Raw genomic sequence first — 19398 nt, 5'->3', positions numbered from 1 at the left:
TGGCGCGCCTGGCGACCGGCGTCAGGCGCGCTCGGACAGCACTGCCTGGTACAGGTCTTCGTAGCGGGCCGCCACGGTTTCCCAGCTCTGGTCGCGGGCGATCGCCAGGCCGCGCTCGGACAGCGCCGCGCGCAGCTCGGGCTCGTCGCCCAGGCGTTGCAGGGCCTGCGCCAGTTGTGCTCCATCGCGCGGATCCTGCAGGATCAGCGCGTCCTTGCCGGCCGACAGGTATTGCGCGAAGCCGCAATAGGCCGGCGAACTGACCACCACCGGCAGGCCGTGCGACATGGCTTCCAGCGGCGCCATGGCGTAGCTGTCGTTGAGCGTGGGATGGGCGTAGATATCGGCCGCGGCGAAATAGCGGGCGACCTCGGGCGTGGGATCCACCAACGTGACGCGGCTGGCCACCGCGCCGGCCGCCCGCACGCGCTCGCGGGTGGCCTCGTCGGCGCCCACTACCAGCAGGCGGTACGGCGCCGGCAGCAGCGCGAGGGCGTCGAGCAGCGCGGGCAGCCCTTTGCGCAGCGGATTGCGGGCCACCAGCAGGCAGCCGATGGTGGCGTCGTCCCAGCCGAGCTGGGCGCGGGTGGCGGGGCGGGCCGCGGCGGCCTCGGGCGCCGGCAGCTTGACGCCGGGCGCGATGATCTCGACCGGCAGTTGCGGACCGTAGCTGCGGTGCAACTGGTCCATGATCAGGCCGGACACCGCCACCACCCGCCGCGCGGGCGCGCGGCGCACACGGAATTTCTCCAGCAGCAGGTAGGTGGCCAGCCGCGGGCTGAGCCAGGCCAGCGCGCGCTTGACCGGCTTGACCCGGGTCAGGCGGTTGTAGCGCACCGGGGTGACGTGCATCACCTGGATTTCGCCGGCCCAGCCATTCATGTGCGAGTGCACGATGTCGTAGCGGCCCCGGGTCAGGCGATCGGCCTTCCAGGCGAAATACAGCACCCGCATCCAACTGGGCAGCCATCCGGGGAAGCGCACGGGCAGGAAGGGGAACGACAGGTCGCTGTCGTAGTCGCGCGCCACCACGGAAATATCGTGGCGCTCGCCCAGCACGCGCATCAGCTCGACGCCGTAGGCCTCGGCGCCGCCGAAACGGTTGCCGAAGCGGTCGACCAGCAGTGCGATGCGCAGCCGCCGCTCAGCCGCGCCCGCGGATGTCTTCATAGCGCGTCAGGCATTTCTGCAGGAAACGGAAGATGCCGGTCGAACGCGACACCGTCACCCGCGGCAGGCCGAAGGGGTCATCGCTGGCGTTGGCCAGGCCGCGCTTGGTCAGCGTGGCGTTGTCGTAGCCCGCTTCGCGCGCCATGACCAGGTGTTCCGGGCCATGGTCGCCATAGGGATAGCAGAAGGCGGTGACGGGCGCGCCCAGCGCCTGCTCGAGCACGTCCTTGGACTCGACCATCTGGCGGCGCGCCTCGTCGGGCGTCATTTCGGGCAGATGGACGTGGTCCAGGGTGTGCGAGCCGACCTCGTGGCCGGATGCGGCCCATTGGCGCATTTCGTCGACCGTCATCAGCGGCGAGAAGGGGATGCCGATCTTGGCGTCCCAGACGTTGCCGCCGTCGAACTGGTTGGCCACCAGATAGTTGGTGGCGGTGAAGCCCAGCCTGTCGAGCACCGGCATCGCGTTCTGGACCACATTGCGGTAGCCGTCGTCGAAGGTCAGGCCGAACACCTTGCCGCGGCGCTCGCCGCGCACGTACGGCATGACGTCGCGCATCGACAGGCCGCGATAGCCCAGGAAACGCATCCAGCGCATCTGACGCGCGAAATCATCCGGGTGCACCGTCAGGCCGCGAAACGGCGTGCCCTTGGGGTTGGGCTCGCCGATCTGGTGGTACATGAGAATTGGGATAGACATGGCACGATTATAGAGGCTCAGTGTCCACCCAATGTTCGTTGGTAGACGTCGACCGTGGCTTGCGCGAAACGCGCCAGGTTGAAGTCGCGCTCGGCGGTCTGGCGGGCGTTCTGTCCCATCGCCCGCACCTGCGCGGGGTCATCCAGCATGAGGCGCAGGCGCGCGGTCATGGCGGCCACGTCGCGCACCGGCACGATCCAGCCGTCGACGCCGTCGGTCACGTTCTCGGGCAGGCCGCCGGCGTCGGTCACCAGCGCCGGCAGGCCCAGGCCCATGATCTCGCGGCAGGCGAAAGACAGCGCCTCGCGGTACGACAACACGAAGCCGGCATGGCAAGAGGCCAGCGCCGCCCGCACGTCGTCCAGCAGCCCAGGGAAGCGCACCTGGTCGATCATGCCGAGCTCGCGCACCCGGTCGAGCTTGGCCTCGGACGGCGGGTCGCCGGCCACCAGCAGCAGCACGCGCTCGCGGTCGCCCGGCGGCAGCGCCGCCACGGCGGCCACCAGATCCAGCCAGCCCTTGTCGTAGTCGGTGCCGCCGGCGCTGCCGAGCAGCAGTTTGCCGCGCCAGTCCGGTCCGAAGAATATCTCGCGCAGCTTGTCCAGGCTGTCCGGCGGCGGCGGCGCGAAAAAGCGCGTGTCGATGCCGTGGCGGATGGTGGTGATGGGCCGCTTGCTATAGGGCGAATCGGCCAGCAGCCGATGGATGTAGTCGCTGACCGCGATGCTGTGATCGGTGGCCAGCGCCACGCGCAGCTTGTGGCCGAAGCTGGCGACCGGATGGTCGTTGTGCTTGGTGAAGACGATGCGCGGGCGACGCGGCATGGCCAGCGTCGCCAGCATCACCTGCTTGTGGTCGGCCGAGCCGTTGGCGTGGATGATGTCGAAGCGGCCGTCCCGGATGAGGCGGCGCAGCCGCGCGCGGTCCCTGAACCAGGACGAGGGGCGCGTGGTGTAGCGCATTTCCACCACGGTCACGCCCGGGATCGCCTTGGCGTAGCGGTACAGGCGGCTGGTGGCGGGCGCGGCGACCGTGATCTGGTGCTCGGCGGCCAGGGCGCGCGCCAGGTTGATGATATAGGTGACGTGCCCGCCGCCGTTGTTGGCGTGGAAGTTGGTGTAGAGGATTCTCACTTGTTCTTCTCGGCCAGGAACATCAGCTTCGAATAGCGGAAGAAGCTGCCTGCGGCGGCGGTCACCGCCAGCACCAGGCCATGGCGGCCATCGAGAAAACCGCGCCGGATCAGATAGATGCGCACGAAGGTCCAGAAGCTGTGGCCGAGCGCGCCGAACACGGAGGTGCGGCGGCCCTTGGCGTACATCATCGCGGCGGCGTCGGACGAGTAGCGGTTGATCTTGGTGATCAGCGCATCCAGGTTGTCGTACGGGTAATGCCGGAAGTGGCCGGCGAGCCGCAGCGGCGGCTGGCCGTTGGACGGCACGACCCGTTCGTGCACCGCCACGTCGTTGAATCGCGCCGTGCCGCGCTTGAACAGACGCAGCACGTAATCGGGCCACCAGCCGCTGTGGCGAATGTCGCGGCCGCAGAAATTCGACAGGCGGGCGATCTCGTAGACCTCGCCGCGCGGCGCGGCGATGGTGTCCAGGATCTCACGGGCCAGCTCGGGCGTGACGCGCTCGTCGGCGTCGATCGACAGCACCCAGTCGCCGGTGGCCAGGTCGAGCGCGCGGTTCTTCTGCCGGCCGAACCCGGGCCAGTCGGCCGTCACTTCGACGCGCGCCCCCAGGGCGCGCGCCAGTTCGACCGTGCCGTCGGTGCTGCCGGAATCCACCACGATGAACTCGTCGGCGAAGGCAACCGACTTGAGGCAATCGGCAATGTTGGCCGCTTCGTTCTTGGTGATGACAATGACTGATAACTTCATCCGCGATTCCTAAGACGCTTTTTCCAGGCTTTCCAGGCGTGATAGCGCGGCCCCCAGAAGGGGTCGCGCGACAGCCAGATGCGCCGGTTCAGCCAGGTGCCGCCCTGGTTGCGCACCGCGAAGCGGTAGATGTGCCCGGGATCGGCGCCGGGCGTGTTCTGCCCGAACGGGTCGGTGGTGTACAGGTGGCGGAAGCCCGCCTGGCGGGCGGCCGCCACGTAGTCGGCGTCGAAATAGCCCTGCGGCCAGCAGAGGTGGTCGCTGACCTGCCCCAAGCGGCGCATCAGCGTCTCGCGCGAATCGGCCAGCTCCTGGACGATGTGGGCACGCTTGGCCTCGGTATCGGCGCCGCAGACCTTGTCCCAGCGCGTGTGGGTGTGGGTATGCGAATGGAATTCGAAGGTGCCGGCGGCCCGCATCGCCTCGATTTCGCTCCAGCGCAGCATGACGTCGTCGGCGCGGCCGTCGGCGATCAGCTTCTTGCTGGCGTCGTGGTCGGGCGTGGCGGGCAGCGGCAGACCCTGGCCGGCATGCGGACGCACCGGGCCGTCGCCGATCCAGCCGGTGATGGTGAACAGCACGGCGCGCATGCCATGGCGCGCCAGCACCGGATGGGCGTGGACCCAGTTGTTGAGATAGCCGTCGTCGAAGGTGATCAGCACCGAGCGCTCGGGCGCCGGCGCGCCGGCCAGGTAGGCGGCGAACTGGTCGGCCGACAGCGACTGGTAGCCGGCGCGCGCCAGGCGCGCGATCTGGGCCTCGAACACGTCGGGCATGGCGTTGATCATGCCGCCGGCCGGCGTGACGTGGTGGTACATCAGCACCGGGACGTTGGGCGCATTCATCGGCGCCGCTCCGCCAGCCAGCGGGTGTAGACGGCCTCGGTGGTCTCGGCCAGGCGGGCGGGCGAGAACACGCCCTCTTCCCAGACCATCTTGCGGCCGGCCTCGCCCATGCGCTGGCGCAAGGCGGCGTCGTCGATCAGTCTTTCGAGCGCGGCGGTGAGCGCGGCCGGGTCCTTGGGCGGCACCAGGATGCCGGTTTCGCCGTCGCGGAACATCTCGGACACGCCGCCGACGTCGGTGCCGATGACCGGCAGGCCGCTGGCCTGGGCTTCGACGTAGACGGTGCCGGAGGCCTCCTGCTGGGTCGCCAGCGCGAACAGGTCGCAGCCGGCCAGCAGATTGGGCACGTCGCGGCGCGTGCCCATCAGGTGGATGCGATCGGCCAGGCCGCGTTCGGCCACGTAGGCCTGGGTCTGCTCGAACACTGGCGAGCCGCCGCCCACGAACACCAGGTGCAGCTTGGGCCGGGTCGCCATCAGCGGCGCGATGGCGTCGATCAGGTCCTTGTGGCCCTTGGTGGCGCGCATCACGGCGACACAGCCGACCACCAGATCGTCCGGCGCCAGCCCGAGTTCCTCGCGCAGGGTCGAATGCTCGACCGGCGGCGGCAGCACGATCGGCGAATAGACCGTGGCGACGCGATCGGCCGGCACGCCGCGTTCGATCAGGTGCTCGCGCACGTGGTCGCTGACGGTGGTGACGCGATGCGGCAGGCGCGTGTACGACCAGAGCGAGCCGACCTTGTTGGACAGGTGGCGGGTGCGCACGATCAGCGGCGTGCCCGCCAGGCGGCCGGCCGCCGCGGCGATCACGGTGTCGCGCCGGCTGTGGGTGTTGAGCACGTCGAAGCGCCCTTCGCGCAGGATGCGGCGGATGGCGGCGACGCCCTTCAGGTAGTTGACCGGCCCGTCCATCTCCAGCGTGTGGACGGTGAAGCCGGCGTCCGACAGGCGCTCGGCCAGTAGCGCGGTCGGCTGGCAGATGGCTTCCAGGTGATGGCCACGCGCGCGCATGGCGTTCATCTCCTTGAAGATGCGGCCTTCCTGGCCGCCGAAACTGGTGGCGGCTTCCGAGTGGACGATGCGCATCAGTACGTGACCTCCACGCCGTTCGGCTTGGTCCAGGCGTTCAGGTTCTCGAGCAGCGTGTCGGCCATGCGCACGCGCCATTCCTCGCCCAGCCGCACCGTGCAGAGGAAATTGTTCTTGGTGTAGACGATGTCCACCGGCACGCCGGGGATGCCGTTCTCGGGCTCGGCGCGGAACGGGTTGAGCATCTGGCGCAGGCGCGCGGCGTCGGCGCCGCCATTGAGCTTGACGCGCAGCGACTTGGCGCGCGCCTCGCGCGCCAGTTGCAGGTCGTACAGTTGCTCGGCGACGATGCGCATGCCGCCCGAATAGTCATCGTTGCTGACCTTGCCCTGGACGATGACCAGTTGGTCTTCGCGCAGGCGGTTGCGGTGCTTTTCGTAGAGTTCGTTGAAAACCGAGATCTCGACCTGCGCGGTGCCGTCGTCCAGCACCGCGAACACCATCTTGCCCCGGCGCGTCATCATGACGCGCACGCTGGCCAGCACCCCGCACATCCATTGCAGGTCGCGCTGCGGCTCGACCCGCGCGAGCTGCATCGGCACGATCTGGCGCACTTCGTCGCGCCAGGCGTCGAACAGATGGCCGCTGTAGTAATAGCCCAGCGCCGATTTTTCCTCGGTGAGCTTCTTGTGCAGGTCCCACGGCGCCACCTTGGCCAGCTCGCCGGCCACCACGTCGCTGCTGTCGTCGCCGAACAGCGAGGACTGGTTGGCGCTGCGCGCGGCCTGCTCGGCCGCTTCCATGGCGGTCGGGACCGAGGCCAGCATGGCGGCGCGGTTCGGCTCGATGGTGTCGAACGCGCCGGCCTTGATCAGGGCCTCGATGGTGCGGCGGTTCACCGCGTGCTTGCTGACGCGGCGGCAGAAGTCGAACAGGTTCTGGAACGGGCCGCCTTCCTTGCGGGCGCGCAGGATGTCCTCGACCGCGCCCTGGCCGGTGCCCTTGACCGCCCCCAGGCCGTAGCGCATGGTGCGCGGCGGCTTGCCCTTTTCGGTGTACTTGTCGGCCACCGGCTCGAAGCGGTAGCCCGAGAAGTTGACGTCCGGCGGCAGCACCTCGACGCCGTTGTCCTGGGCGTCGCGGCAGAAGATCTGGACCTTGTCGGTGTCGTCCATGTCGGAGGACATGGTAGCGGCCAGGAACTCGGTCGGGTGGTAGGCCTTGAGCCAAGCGGTCTGGTACGAGATCAGCGCGTACGCGGCCGAGTGCGACTTGTTGAAGCCGTAGCCCGCGAACTTCTCCATCAGGTCGAACAGCTTGACCGCGAGATCCGGATCGTGGCCCTTTTCCTTGGCGCCCTTCTCGAACAGCTCGCGGTGCTTGGCCATTTCCTCGGGCTTTTTCTTGCCCATGGCGCGGCGCAGCAGGTCGGCGCCGCCCAGCGAGTAGCCGCCGATGATCTGCGAGATCAGCATCACCTGTTCCTGGTAGACGATGACCCCGTAGGTGCTCTTGAGGGTCGCTTCCAGATCCGGGTGGAAATAGTCGACGGCCGCGCGGCCGTGCTTGCGGTTGACGAAGTCGTCCACCATGCCCGATTCCAGCGGCCCCGGACGGTACAGGGCCAGCATGGCGATGATGTCTTCGAAGGTGTTGGGCCGCAGCTTCTTGAGCAGTTCCTTCATGCCGCGCGATTCAAGCTGGAACACCGCGGTGGTGTTGGCGTCGCACAGGATCTTGTAGGCGGCCGGATCGTCGAGGCTGAGCGCCATGACGTCGAAGTCGCGCTTGTCCTCGTTGAACTGGCGCACGTAGCGCACGGCCCAGTCCAGGATGGTCAGGTTGCGCAGGCCCAGGAAGTCGAACTTGACCAGGCCGGCGGCTTCGACGTCGTCCTTGTCGAACTGCGAGACGGCGCTGTTTTCCTGTCCCGGCTGGCAATACAGCGGGCAGAAGTCGGTGAGCTTGCCGGGCGCAATCAGCACGCCGCCGGCGTGCATGCCGATGTTGCGGGTCAGGCCTTCGAGCGGCTTGGCCAGGTCGACCAGCGCACGCACTTCCTCTTCCTGCTCGTAGCGGTCCTTGAAGGCCGGCTCGTCCTTCAGGGTGCGTTCGAGCGTCCACGGATCCATCGGGTTGAACGGGATCAGCTTGGACAGGCCGTCGCAGAACATGTAGGGCATATCCAGCACCCGGCCGGCATCGCGCACCACGGCCTTGGCGCCCAGCGTGCCGAAGGTGGCGATCTGGCTCACGGCGGCGCGGCCGTACTTTTCCTTGACGTAGTCGATGACGCGTTCGCGGTTGTCCTGGCAGAAGTCGATATCGAAGTCGGGCATCGAGACCCGCTCGGGGTTCAGGAAGCGCTCGAACAGCAAGTCATAGCGGATCGGGTCCAGGTCGGTGATGCCGAGCGCGTACGCCACCAGCGAACCGGCGCCCGAACCCCGGCCCGGGCCGACCGGCACGCCGTTGTTCTTGCCCCAGTTGATGAAGTCCTGCACGATCAGGAAGTAGCCCGGGAAGCCCATCTGGATGATGGTCTTGCATTCCCAGCGCAGGCGTTCGTAGTATTGCTCGCGCTTGGACGCGCGCTCGGCCTCGTCCGGGAACAGGAAGGCCATGCGCTTTTCCAGGCCCTCTTCGGACAGTTGCACCAGGTAGTCGTCCAGCGACACGCCGTCGGGCGTGGGGAAATTCGGCAGGCGCGGCTTGCCCAGCACCAGGCTGAGGTTGCAGCGCTTGGCGATCTCGACCGTATTGGCCAGCGCCGAGGGCACGTCGGCGAAGCGGCGCGCCATTTCCTCGGAACTGAGCAGATACTGCTCTTTGGTAAAGCGGCGCACGCGGCGCGGATTGGCCAGGATCTCGCCTTCGGCGATGCAGACGCGGGCTTCGTGCGCCTGGAATTCGTATTCGTCCAGGAACTGCACCGGGTGCGTGGCCACCACCGGCAGGCCGGCCTCGGCCGCCAGGCGCATGGCGGCCTGGGTGTAGGCTTCGTCGCCGTCCATGCCGACGCGCTGCAGCTCGATGTAGTAGCTGCCCGGGAACATGTGCGCCCACTGGCGCGCCAGCGCCAGCGCCGACACCGCGTTGCCGGCGTCCAGCGCCTGGCCGACGTCGCCGCCGCGGCCGCCCGACAGCACGATCAGGCCGTCCTGGCCCTGCAGCCATTCGCGGCGGATTTCGGCGCGGCCCTTGCCCTGGTTGGTCAGGAACGCGCGCGACAGCAGTTCGCACAGGTTCAGGTAGCCCTGGTGGTTGCGCACCAGCAGCAGCACGCGGAACGGCTTGGCGGGATCTTCGTCGTTGCTCAGCCAGACGTCACAGCCGGCGATGGGCTTGATGCCCGCGCCGCGCGCGCCCTTGTAGAACTTGATCAGGCCGAACAGGTTCGACAGATCGGTCAGGGCGACCGCGGGCTGGCCCAGCTTGGCCACGCGCTTGATGAGGTCGGGGATGCGCACGATGCCATCCACCACCGAGAACTCGGAGTGGACACGCAGGTGAACAAATGGGGACGGGGTTGTTACGGCTTCGGACATAGCGGGAATTGTACCCAGTCGCAAGAGCGAAAACCGCCGCTGCGACGATTCGCCCCGGGCCTGCCGGGCGCCCCTGTGTAACAATAGGCGATTGGACCTGACTCACCCGCCGCAGGACGAGATTTACGTATGAAATGGCTGATACCCGGGATCTGGCTCGCCGCCATCCTGTTCGCGCACTTCCGTGGCCGCGTCAAGCTGCCGCTGGGCCGGCAATTGCTGGATCACTCGGTGCTGCTGGCGCCGATCAACGCCTTCATGGTGCTGAGTTCGCGCGTGCCGTCGACGCCCTACCTGACCACCAGCGAAATCGCCGAGCTCAAGGTGCTAGACGACAACTGGGAGACGATCCGCGACGAAGCCCTGCAGATGGCCGAGATGCGCCGCATCAAGGCGGCCGACAGCCACAACGACATCGGCTTCAATTCGTTCTTCAAGTACGGCTGGAAGCGCTTCTACCTGAAGTGGTATGACGCCCGCCACCCCTCGGCCGAGGAACTGTGCCCCAAGACGGTGGCCATCCTGAAGACGCTGCCCAAGGTCAAGGCGGCCATGTTCGCCGAACTGCCGCCCGGCGGCCAGCTCAACCCGCACCGCGACCCGTTCGCCGGGTCGCTGCGCTACCACCTGGGCCTGGCCACGCCCAACGACGACCGCTGCCACATCATCGTCGACGGCGAATCCTATAGCTGGCGCGACGGCGAAAGCGTGGTGTTCGACGAGACCTACGTGCACGAGGCCTACAACCACACCGACCAGAACCGCATCATCCTGTTCTGCGACGTCGAGCGACCGCTCAAGTGGGGCTGGGCCGAGGCCTTCAACCGCTGGTTCGGCCGCGTGGTGATGTCGGCGGCCAGCTCGCCCAACGACGGCGGCGACCAGACCGGCGCCATCAACAAGCTGACCCATGCGCACTGGGTCATCGACCAGAAGCGCAAGGCCTTCAAGGCCTGGAACCGCAACGTCTACAAGGCCACCAAGTACGGCCTCATCATCCTGGTGATCGCGGGCTTCATCGCCCTGTGATCGGGCCGACCGCGCGGATCGCGCGGTCATCACGCCAGCACGGCGGGCCGTCCGGCCCGCCGCTTCCCACCCTACCCCGCTCCGGCAAGGTCAGCAGGCCGGTGTGGTAGTCGTAGCCGTAGATTTCGCCATAGCGCCCCCATTCCACCGCGATCTTCAGCACGCGCTCGGCTTCGTCGGGCTTGAGGAATTCCTCCAGCGAATCCAGGAAGTTCTTTTCCGGCAACTCGCCGGCAGGCTCCTGTTCCAGGCTGTGGCGGATGTGCGCGGCCAGCGGCACGTGCGCCAGCAACTGACGGCCGAAGATGGCCTGCTTCTGGCCCTGGTCGGCCTGCACGTAGCGCTGGCCCAGCGGCGTCAGGAAGATGTCGCCCTTGTCGATCTGGGCCAGGCCGAACAGGCCCAGCGCTTCGCAGGCCGGCAGCAGGTCGTCGTCGGAGATCTCGGCTTCCTCGGCCAGCTTGGGCAGGTCGGCGCGGCCATTGAACGGCGCCTCGGCCAGCACGTCCAGCACGCCTTCCATGCGCTCGACCTCGGTCTGCGGAAAGCGGTAGCCCAGGCCCTGCTGGCGCGGCGTCGGCATGTCGTGGGCCGGGCGCTGCGTCATCAGCGCGTAGACCTCGTCGATCAGCGCCCGCACCTGCGGCGAATCGGCATTGCGCGGCCGCGGCAGGCCGATCTGCACCTGGCTGCGGATGCGGCCGGGGTCGCTGGAGAACACGATGATGCGGTCGGCCATCATGACCGCTTCCTCGATGTTGTGCGAAACGATCAGGATGCCCTTGGTCGAGATGCGGCTCTCGTCCCACAGCTCCAGCATGTCGTCGCGCAGCGTTTCGCCGGTCAGCACGTCCAGGGCCGAGAAGGCTTCGTCCATCAACAGCACGTCCGGGTTCATGACCAGCGCGCGGGCGATGCCGACGCGCTGGCGCATGCCGCCGGACAGCTCGCGCGGCAAGGCGCCGCCGAAACCGCCCAGGCCCATCAGGTCGAGCACCGCATCGGCGCGCCTGGCGCGTTCGGCCGGCGCCACGCCCTGGGCCTCCAGGCCCAGCTCGACGTTCTGCTGCGCGGTCAGCCAGGGAAACAGCGCGAACGACTGGAACACCATGGCGATGCCCGCCGCCGGGCCGTACACCGGCTGGCCGCGGTAGGTGACGGAGCCCTGGTCGGCGTTGACCAGCCCCGCCATGATGCGCAGCAGCGTCGACTTGCCCGAGCCGGACTTGCCCAGCAGGGCCACGATCTCGCCTTCGCGCAACGTGAAATCCACGTGTTCCAGCACGTGCCGGGCGGTGCCGTCCGCGGCGCGGAACGACTTGCCGACGTCGTGCAGTTCGATCAGGAAATTGGAATTCATGAGGACTCCTACCGGCCGCGGTCTTCGGCCAGCAAATACAGTTTGCGCCAGAAAAACCGGTTCAGCAGCATGACGAAAATGCTCATGACGCCGATGCCGAGCGCGATGCGGTGGAAATCGCCCTGCTCGGTCATCTGCTTGATGTAGCTGCCCAGGCCATCGGCCACCAGGGAGGTATTGCCCCAGGACACGTACTCGGCCACGATGCTGGCGTTCCAGGAGCCGCCGCTGGCCGTGATGGCGCCGGTGATGAAGCTGGGGAACACCGCCGGCAGGTACACCCGGCGCCATAGCAGCCAGCCCTTCAGGCCGAGGTTGCTGGCGACCAGGCGCAGTTCGTTCGGAATGGTCGAGGCGCCGGCCACCACGTTGAACAGGATGTACCACTGGGTGCCGAAGATGATCAGCGGGCTGAGCCAGATGTTGGGGTTGAGCTTCAACGCCACCATCACGAACACCACCGCCGGGAACAGCAGGTTGACCGGGAATGCCGCCAGGAACTGCGCCACCGCCTGCACCCGCTGCGAATACTTGGGCCGCAGGCCGATCCAGACCGCGATCGGCACCCAGATCATCGACGCCAGCCCGATCAGCACCATCACCCGCACCAGGGTGATGCCGCCCAGGCCGACCACATGCAGCACCTCGCTCCAGCCCACTTCGGCGTGCACGAACACCACCAGCTTGTAGGTGGCCAGCAAGGCGCCGGCGGCCAGCAGCGCATCCCAGACGCGCGTCCAGCGCGGGTCTGGCGCCTTGGCGCGGGCGCGGATCGAGGTGCCGTCGTACGACACGCTGAACCAGCCCAGCGCGCGCCGCATCTGCGCCCAGAACATATTGGACAGCGCCTGCATCCAGCGGCTGCGGCGGGTCCAGTCCAGCAGCCAGGACTGCTGCGCCACGTCGGCCTGCGATTCCTCGAAGCGGAACTTGTCGGCCCAGGCCAGCAGCGGCCGGAAGAACAACTGGTCGTAGAGCAGGATGCCGGCCATCATGGCGCCGATGGCCCAGGCGATGGCGCGGCCGTTCTCGGCGTCGATGGCCACCGCGATGTAGGAGCCGATGCCGGGCAGCTTGATGTCCTGCCCGGCCACCGAGATGGCCTCGGCCGCCACCAGGAAGAACCAGCCGCCCGACATGGACATCATCATGTTCCACAGCAGGCCCGGGGTGGCGTACGGCAGTTCCAGCCGCCAGAAGCGCTGCCAGCCGGACAGCCGGAACACGCGCGCGGCCTCGTTCAGTTCGGCCGGCACGGTGCGCATCGACTGGTACAGGCTGAACGCCATGTTCCAGGCCTGCGAGGTGAAGATGGCGAAGATCGCCGCGCACTCGACCCCCAGCAGGTTGCCGGGAAACAGCGCGATGAAGGGCGCGATGGCGATGGCCTGGAAACCCAGGATGGGCACCGATTGCAGGATGTCCAGCATCGGGATCATGGCTTTTTCGGCGGTGCGGAACTTGGCCGCGATGGCCGCGAAGATGAAGCTGAACAGCAGCGAAAAGGCCAGCGCCGTGAACATGCGCAGGATGGTGCGCAGCAGGTAATACGGCAGGTAGATCGGATCCAGCGAGATCGGCAGCGCTTCGCCGACGGCGAAGGGACGGCTCATCTGCGAGGCGCCGTAGGCCATGGCGGCCAGCACCACCAGCACCAAAGGCAGGAGCGCCCAATCCCAGCGGTTGGGCGCGGAGCGGGACGACGAGGACGGGCGCGTCCGGGTGCTGAAGAGCTCGAACATGTCGGCAATGCTCCAGGGAGCGGGGGTGAAGGCCCGCGAATTGAAGCATAACCAGATGACGCGTCACTGAACAGAAAACGACTGAAATCTGGCGGTAATACGGGACGGCTCGCGCCGCCCCGCATTGCCCCGCGAGGAGGCCGCGGCCGCCCCGGCCCGAATCCGCAATTCAGCGTTGCAGGGACTCCCAGCTTTTCATCAGGCGCTTGACCGAGACCGGCATCGGGGTGCGCAGCTCCTGCGCAAACAGGGCCACCCGCAACTCTTCCAGCAGCCAACGGAACTCGTCAAGGCGGGGATCGGGCGCGCCCTTCAGGGCCGAGCGCGCACGCTGGTACTGAGTCACGAGCGGCGCCATCTCGGCCACCAGCTTGGCGTCGCGGCCGGGATCGGCGCGCAGCTTGTCGATGCGCGCCACCGCCGCCTTCAGATAGCGCGGAAAGTGCGACAGTTGCGCATAGGGGGTGTCGCGGATGAACCACTTGGGCATCAGCGCCCCCAACTGCTGCTGCAGGTCGGCGTAGGCCGCGGCGTGCGGTTTGGCCTGCGGCAGCTTGCGCTGCAGGGCCGCGTATTCCGTCAGCACCGCGCCCGCCAGGCGCGCCACTTCCTGGGCCAGCAGGCCCAGCCGGCCCTTGCCCTCGGCCCGGCGCGCCTCGAACTGCTGTTCATTGACCGGCCAGGGCTCGGCCAGGCAAGCCTGGCCGAGCGCGCAGTCGATGATCTGGTCGCGCAGTTCCTCCTGCGTGCCCAGCGTCATGTAGAGCATGCTGATCTTGGTGAGGTCGGCCAGGTTCTTTTCCAGGAACTTGACCTGCTCGCGCAGGCCCAGCCGGAACAGCTTGAGCAGGCCGGCGCGGTGCGCCTTGCGCGCCTCGTCCGGGTCGTCGTACACGTCCAGGTCGCAATGCGCGCCGCGATCGACCAGCGCCGGGTAGCCGATGACCGACTGGCCGCGGCGCTTGATCTCCATGATTTCCGGCAGCGGACCGAAGGTCCAGGCGGTCAGGTTCTCGTGCGCCAGCGCCTGCGCCACCTGGGTGTCGCTGGCGGCCAGCTGCTGGAAGGTGGCCTGGGCCTGCTTGCCGAACTCGGCGCGCAGCTGCGCCAGGTTGCGGCCGGCGGCCAGCATGCGGCCGTGCTCGTCGACCACGCGGAAATTCATGAACAGGTGCGCCGGCAGCGTCTCGAGCTTGAAGTCGGCGGCGGCCGGGCGCACCTGCACCTGATCCCACATGTCGGCGATCAGCGCATCCACCAGGCCGGTCTGCGGGTCGCCCAGGCGCTCGAACCAGCGGTCGTAGAAGCCGGCGGCATAGTCGGGCAGCGGCACGCAGTGGCGGCGCAGCTTCTGCGGCAGCGACTTGAGCAGCAGGTGCACCTTCTCCTTGAGCATGCCGGGCACCAGCCATTCGCAGCGCGCCGGATCGATCTGGTTCAGGGCGAACAGCGGCACCGCCAGCGTCACGCCGTCGCGCGGCGAGCCGGGCTCGAAGTGGTAATCGAGCGCCATCGACACGCCCTGCCACTCCACCTTCTTGGGGAAGACGTCGGTGGTGACGCCGGCGGCCTCGTGCCGCATCAGTTCGTCGCGCGTCAGCAGCAGCCTGGCGGCTTCGGCCTTGTCGAGGCCGTTGACCCACTTTTCAAGCGTCGCCGTCTGCGAGATGTCGGCCGGCAGCTGGCGGTCGTAGAAGGCGTAGATCAGCTCGTCGTCGACCAGGATGTCTGGGCGGCGGGTCTGGTGTTCCAGCTTTTCGATGCCGGCGATCAGCTTGCGGTTGTGGGCCACGAAGGCCAGGCGCGTGTCGATCTCGCCCGGCACCAGCGCCTGGCGGATGAACAGCTCGCGCGCCTCGCGCGGATGGACCCGGCCGTACTGGATGCGACGGCCGCTGTAGATGGTCAGGCCGTAGAGCGTGGCGCGTTCGTTGGCCACCACCTGGCCGGCCTTCTTTTCCCAGCGCGGGTCGGACCAGTTCTTGCGGATCAGGTGGGCGCCGACCTTTTCCAGCCAGACCGGGTCGATGCGCGCGACGCAGCGCGCGTACAGCCGGGTGGTCTCGACCAGCTCGGCGGCGACGATCCAGCGCCCGGCTTTCTTCACCAGGCGCGAGCCCGGATGGATGTGGAAGCGGATCTCGCGGGCGCCCTGGTAATGGCCGCCCTCGTCGCTCTTGAAGCCGATGTTGCCCAACAGGCCCGACAGCAGCGCCATGTGCAACTGCTCGTAGGTGGCCTCGACCTGATTGACGCGCCAGCCCTGCTCGCCCACCAGGGCGGCCAGCTGGGTGTGGACGTCGTGCCATTCGCGCAGCCGGATGGGCGACAGGAAGTTCTGCCGCAGCAGGCCCACCAGCTTGCGCTGCGAGGCCTTGTGCTGCACCTGCTCGCCGTACCAGCGCCACAGCTTGAGGAAGGAAATGAATTCGGACTTGTCGTCGGCGAACTTGGCGTGCGCGGCCTCGGCCGCCTCGCGCTCCTGCATAGGGCGGTCGCGCGCGTCCTGCACCGACAGCGCCGAGGCGATGATCAGCATTTCCGCCAGGCACTGGTGCTCGCGCGCGGCCAGGATCATGCGGCCGATGCGCGGGTCCACCGGCAGCTTGGCCAGTTCGTGGCCGGTGCGGGTCAGGACGAACGAGGCGCCGGTGCGGCTGGCGTCGTCGCCGTCGTCGGCCGCGGCCAGCTCGATCGCGCCCAGCTCCTGCAGCAGGTGGTAGCCGTCGGCCACCGCGCGCCCGGGCGGGGCCTCGACGAACGGGAACTGCTCGATGTCGTCCAGCTTGAGCGACTTCATCCGCAGGATCACGGAGGCCAGCGAGGAACGCAGCACCTCGGGGTCGGTGAAGGCGGCGCGGGCGTTGAAGTCGGCCTCGTCGTAGAGGCGGATGCAGAGGCCCGGGCCCACGCGGCCGCAACGGCCGGCGCGCTGGTTGGCCGAGGCGCGGCTGACCGGCTCGATGCGCAGTTGCTCGACCTTGTTGCGCCAGGAATAGCGCTTGACCCGCGCCAGGCCGCTGTCGACCACGAAGCGGATGCCGGGCACCGTCAGCGAGGTTTCGGCCACGTTGGTGGCCAGCACGATGCGGCGCGCGTTGCCGCGCGGATGGAAGATCTGTTCCTGCTCGGCCTGCGACAGGCGCGCGTACAGCGGCAATACCTCGGTGCCGGCCGGGTGGCGCTTGCGCAGCGCCTCGGCCGATTCGCGGATCTCGCGCTCGCCCGGCAGGAATACCAGCACATCGCCGGGGCCATGGCGGGCGCATTCGTCGACCGCATCGACGATGGCGTCGATCAGGTCGCGTTCCTCGTCGCCCGACATGCGCTCGCGGTCGCGGCCCGGCTTGGCCGGCGCGGCGTCTTCCTCGGCTTCCTCGCGCACCGGGCGGTAACGCACCTCGACCGGGTACAGCCGGCCCGAGACCTCGATCACCGGCGCCGGCTTGTCCTCCGACGCGGCGAAATGGCGGGCGAAGCGCTCGGCGTCGATGGTGGCCGAGGTGATGATGACTTTCAGGTCGGGGCGGCGCGGCAGTAGCTGCTTCAGATAACCCAGCAGGAAGTCGATGTTCAGGCTGCGTTCGTGCGCCTCGTCGATGATGATGGTGTCGTAGCGGCGCAGGAGCGGGTCACGCTGCGACTCCGCCAGCAGGATGCCGTCGGTCATCAGCTTGATCGACGCATTGGGGCCGGTGCGATCGTTGAAGCGCACCTGGTAGCCCACCACCTCGCCCATCGGCGTATTCAGCTCCTCGGCGATGCGCTTGGCCACCGAGGTGGCGGCCAGCCGCCGCGGCTGGGTGTGGCCGATCATCTTCTGGCGGCCGCGGCCCAGTTCCAAGCAGATCTTGGGCAATTGGGTGGTCTTGCCCGAGCCGGTCTCGCCGCTGACGATGACCACCTGATGGCCGGCGATGGCGCGCGCGATTTCCTGGCGCCGCGCGCTGACGGGCAGGTCCTCGGGGTAGGTCACGGCGGGAATGGGCCGCTCGGGGCGGGGCGCCTGGCGCGCCGCCGGGGCCGCGGCGTCGGCGCGCGGCTTGCCCGGGGCCCGGGTCGGCCCGTCGGCCTGTACGGGCGGCCGCGGGCGGGAAGATTCTGGCATGTACGATTTGTCCGGTTAGCTGCCTATTATATAAACGCCGCGCGGCCATATAATTTCGCCACGCCGTCCCGTGACGGCGCGTTGACGCGGCCCCCGGGGCCGCGTTGTTGCCACTCTCAGGAATTGCCCCACCCATCATGCCCGACCTGGAACCAGACACCGTCTCTGCCCTTGAAGCCCCCGAATTCGCCCCTGCCCAGTTCGTCCGATGGTTCCGAGACGTCGCGCCCTACGTGCATGCGTTCCGAGGCAAGACCTTCGTGGTGGCGTTTGGCGGTGAGTTGGTGCAGGCCGGGGCGCTGAACGCGCTGGTGCAGGACCTGTCGCTGCTGTCGTCGCTGGGCATCCGCCTGGTGCTGGTGCACGGCTCGCGCCCCCAGGTCAATGAACAATTGCGCCTGAAGGGCTTCACCCAGCAGTTCGACCGCGGCCTGGCGCCCACCGACGCCGCGGCGCTGGAATGCGCCAAGGAAGCCGCCGGCGAGATCCGCCTGGACATCGAGGCCGCCTTCAGCCAGGGCCTGCCCAACACGCCGATGTCCCACGCGCACATCCGTGTCATTTCTGGCAATTTCGTCACGGCGCGTCCCACCGGCGTGCTGGACGGGGTCGATTACAAGCACACCGGCCAGGTGCGCAAGATCGACGTCGACGCGCTCAAGTTCGCCATCGAGAAGGGTTCGTCGGTGGTGCTGCTGTCGCCGCTGGGTTTCTCGCCCACCGGCGACGCCTTCAACCTGGCCATGGAAGACCTGGCCACCAGCGTGGCGGTGGCGCTGCGCGCCGAAAAGCTGATCTTCCTGTCCAGCGAACAGGGCGTGCTCAATGACGACGGCTCGGTCGACACCGAGCTGGCCCGGGTCGACGCCGACGCGCTGCTGGCGGCCGGCTCGCTGGACGAGGAAACCGGCGCCTACCTGCAATACGCGTCGCTGGCGGTCAAGCGCGGGGTGGCCCGCGCCCACCTGGTGCCGTTCTCGCTGGACGGCAGCGTGCTGCTGGAGATCTTCACCCACGATGGCGTCGGCACCATGGTGGTCGAAGACACGCTGGACGACCTGCGCCCGGCCACGCTGGATGACGTCGGCGCCATCCTCAGCCTGATCGAGCCGCTGGAAGCCGACGGCACGCTGGTGCCGCGCCCGCGCAGCGTGATCGAACGCGACGTCGAGAACTTCACCGTGCTCGAGCACGACGGCGTGATCTACGGTTGCGCGACGCTGCACAACTTCCCCGAGGATCACATGGCCGAGATGGCCTGCCTGATCGTGCACCCCGAATGGCAGGGGTCCGGCGAGGGCGAGATCCTGCTGCGCCACATGGAATCGCGCGCCCGCGCTTCCGGCGCCAAGCGGCTGTTCGTGCTGACCACGCGCACCTCGCACTGGTTCATGAAGCGCGGCTTCGTGCAGGGCGGCATCACCGACCTGCCGCGCGAAAAGCAGAACAACTACAACCGCTCGCGCAACAGCCTGGTGTTCATCAAGAAGCTGTGACGCGGCCCCGCCCCGGGCTGGCCCCGGGGCCTAACCGCAGTACCCGCAGGGGCTTGGCGGCCTTCCGGCGCCAAGCCCGCTAAAATGGCGCATTACCCATTCTTTCCGGCAGCGAACCATGGCCCGTACCGTCAACTGTGTGAAATTGAAGCGTGAAGCCGAAGGGCTCGATTTTCCGCCCTACCCCGGCGAACTCGGCACCCGCATCTGGCAGAGCATCTCCAAGGAGGCTTGGGAAGAGTGGAAGCAGGTGCAGACCCGCCTGGTCAACGAAAACCGCCTGAACCTGGCCGACGCCCGCGCCCGCAAGTACCTGCAGCAGCAGATGGAACGCTTCCTGTTCGAGGACGGCAGCGTCGAAGCCCAGGGCTACGTTCCGCCCTCGGCCTGATGCCGCCGCGCCGCCATGCGCGGCACGCCTGCGAAGCCCCTCGTCCGCGAGGGGCTTCTTGCTTCTGGCCGGTGCGCCCGGCCGCCCTGCCTT

At 68.0% G+C, this 19398-nt stretch carries 13 protein-coding genes; 3 read left to right on the top strand and 10 right to left on the bottom strand.

Annotated elements, in window-relative coordinates; genetic code table 11:
- Positions 1–21 precede the first annotated feature (21 nt).
- From AAID08_RS08795 to dnaE, 7 genes are read right to left on the bottom strand one after another with little or no spacing between them, the layout of a single operon-like run.
- Positions 22–1170, bottom strand: coding sequence for a glycosyltransferase family 4 protein (locus AAID08_RS08795; RefSeq protein WP_372415765.1), 1149 nt, complete (start codon positions 1168–1170; stop codon positions 22–24).
- Positions 1145–1870: a polysaccharide deacetylase family protein gene (locus tag AAID08_RS08790; protein WP_116792804.1), complete on the bottom strand. Its 726-nt coding sequence runs from the start codon at positions 1868–1870 to the stop codon at positions 1145–1147. The genes AAID08_RS08795 and AAID08_RS08790 overlap by 26 nt, the downstream gene beginning before the upstream one ends.
- Positions 1871–1887: 17 nt before the next feature.
- Complete coding sequence (locus AAID08_RS08785; RefSeq protein WP_054501258.1) at positions 1888–3003, bottom strand: glycosyltransferase family 4 protein; 1116 nt, start codon at positions 3001–3003, stop codon at positions 1888–1890.
- Positions 3000–3755 carry a glycosyltransferase family 2 protein gene (locus AAID08_RS08780; RefSeq protein WP_054501259.1) on the bottom strand — a complete coding sequence of 252 codons (756 nt, stop codon included), beginning with the start codon at positions 3753–3755 and terminating at the stop codon, positions 3000–3002. The genes AAID08_RS08785 and AAID08_RS08780 overlap by 4 nt, the downstream gene beginning before the upstream one ends.
- Positions 3752–4600, bottom strand: coding sequence for a polysaccharide deacetylase family protein (locus AAID08_RS08775; RefSeq protein ID WP_064526546.1), 849 nt, complete (start codon positions 4598–4600; stop codon positions 3752–3754). Before AAID08_RS08775 ends, AAID08_RS08780 begins: the two co-directional genes overlap by 4 nt.
- A complete protein-coding gene (locus AAID08_RS08770) occupies positions 4597–5688 on the bottom strand; it encodes a glycosyltransferase family 4 protein (RefSeq protein WP_054501261.1) in 1092 nt (363 codons plus the stop codon). Before AAID08_RS08770 ends, AAID08_RS08775 begins: the two co-directional genes overlap by 4 nt.
- On the bottom strand, positions 5688–9179 hold the full coding sequence (gene dnaE / locus AAID08_RS08765; protein WP_054501262.1) for a DNA polymerase III subunit alpha: 3492 nt from the start codon (positions 9177–9179) through the stop codon (positions 5688–5690). The genes AAID08_RS08770 and dnaE overlap by 1 nt, the downstream gene beginning before the upstream one ends.
- A 129-nt stretch (positions 9180–9308) precedes the next feature.
- On the opposite strand from dnaE, the gene lpxO reads away from it, so the two are divergent.
- Complete coding sequence (gene lpxO, locus AAID08_RS08760) at positions 9309–10208, top strand: lipid A hydroxylase LpxO (RefSeq protein ID WP_054501263.1); 900 nt, start codon at positions 9309–9311, stop codon at positions 10206–10208.
- Here lpxO and AAID08_RS08755 read toward each other — a convergent pair.
- From AAID08_RS08755 to hrpA, 3 genes are all read right to left on the bottom strand, one after another.
- On the bottom strand, positions 10195–11568 hold the full coding sequence (locus tag AAID08_RS08755) for a nitrate/sulfonate/bicarbonate ABC transporter ATP-binding protein (protein ID WP_395757531.1): 1374 nt from the start codon (positions 11566–11568) through the stop codon (positions 10195–10197). The genes lpxO and AAID08_RS08755 overlap by 14 nt on opposite strands.
- An 8-nt stretch (positions 11569–11576) precedes the next feature.
- The gene (locus tag AAID08_RS08750; protein WP_395757530.1) at positions 11577–13310 is read right to left on the bottom strand and encodes an ABC transporter permease; all 1734 of its coding nucleotides are present in this window, start codon (positions 13308–13310) and stop codon (positions 11577–11579) included.
- Positions 13311–13479: 169 nt separating this feature from the next.
- Complete coding sequence (gene hrpA, locus AAID08_RS08745; RefSeq protein WP_395757529.1) at positions 13480–17418, bottom strand: ATP-dependent RNA helicase HrpA; 3939 nt, start codon at positions 17416–17418, stop codon at positions 13480–13482.
- A gap of 137 nt (positions 17419–17555) precedes the next feature.
- Between hrpA and argA the strand changes: the two genes are divergently transcribed.
- Positions 17556–18914, top strand: a complete 1359-nt coding sequence (argA, locus tag AAID08_RS08740; RefSeq protein WP_059269702.1) for an amino-acid N-acetyltransferase — start codon at positions 17556–17558, stop codon at positions 18912–18914.
- A 118-nt stretch (positions 18915–19032) separates the two neighbouring features.
- On the top strand, positions 19033–19305 hold the full coding sequence (locus tag AAID08_RS08735) for an oxidative damage protection protein (protein ID WP_006384045.1): 273 nt from the start codon (positions 19033–19035) through the stop codon (positions 19303–19305).
- Positions 19306–19398: the final 93 nt, after the last annotated feature.

The sequence above is a fragment of the Achromobacter sp. EB05 genome (genome assembly GCF_044232075.1).
Lineage (GTDB): Bacteria > Pseudomonadota > Gammaproteobacteria > Burkholderiales > Burkholderiaceae_B > Achromobacter > Achromobacter dolens.
The sequence above is the reverse complement of the archived record's forward strand: the minus strand, read 5'-3'. Positions and strand labels throughout refer to the sequence as shown.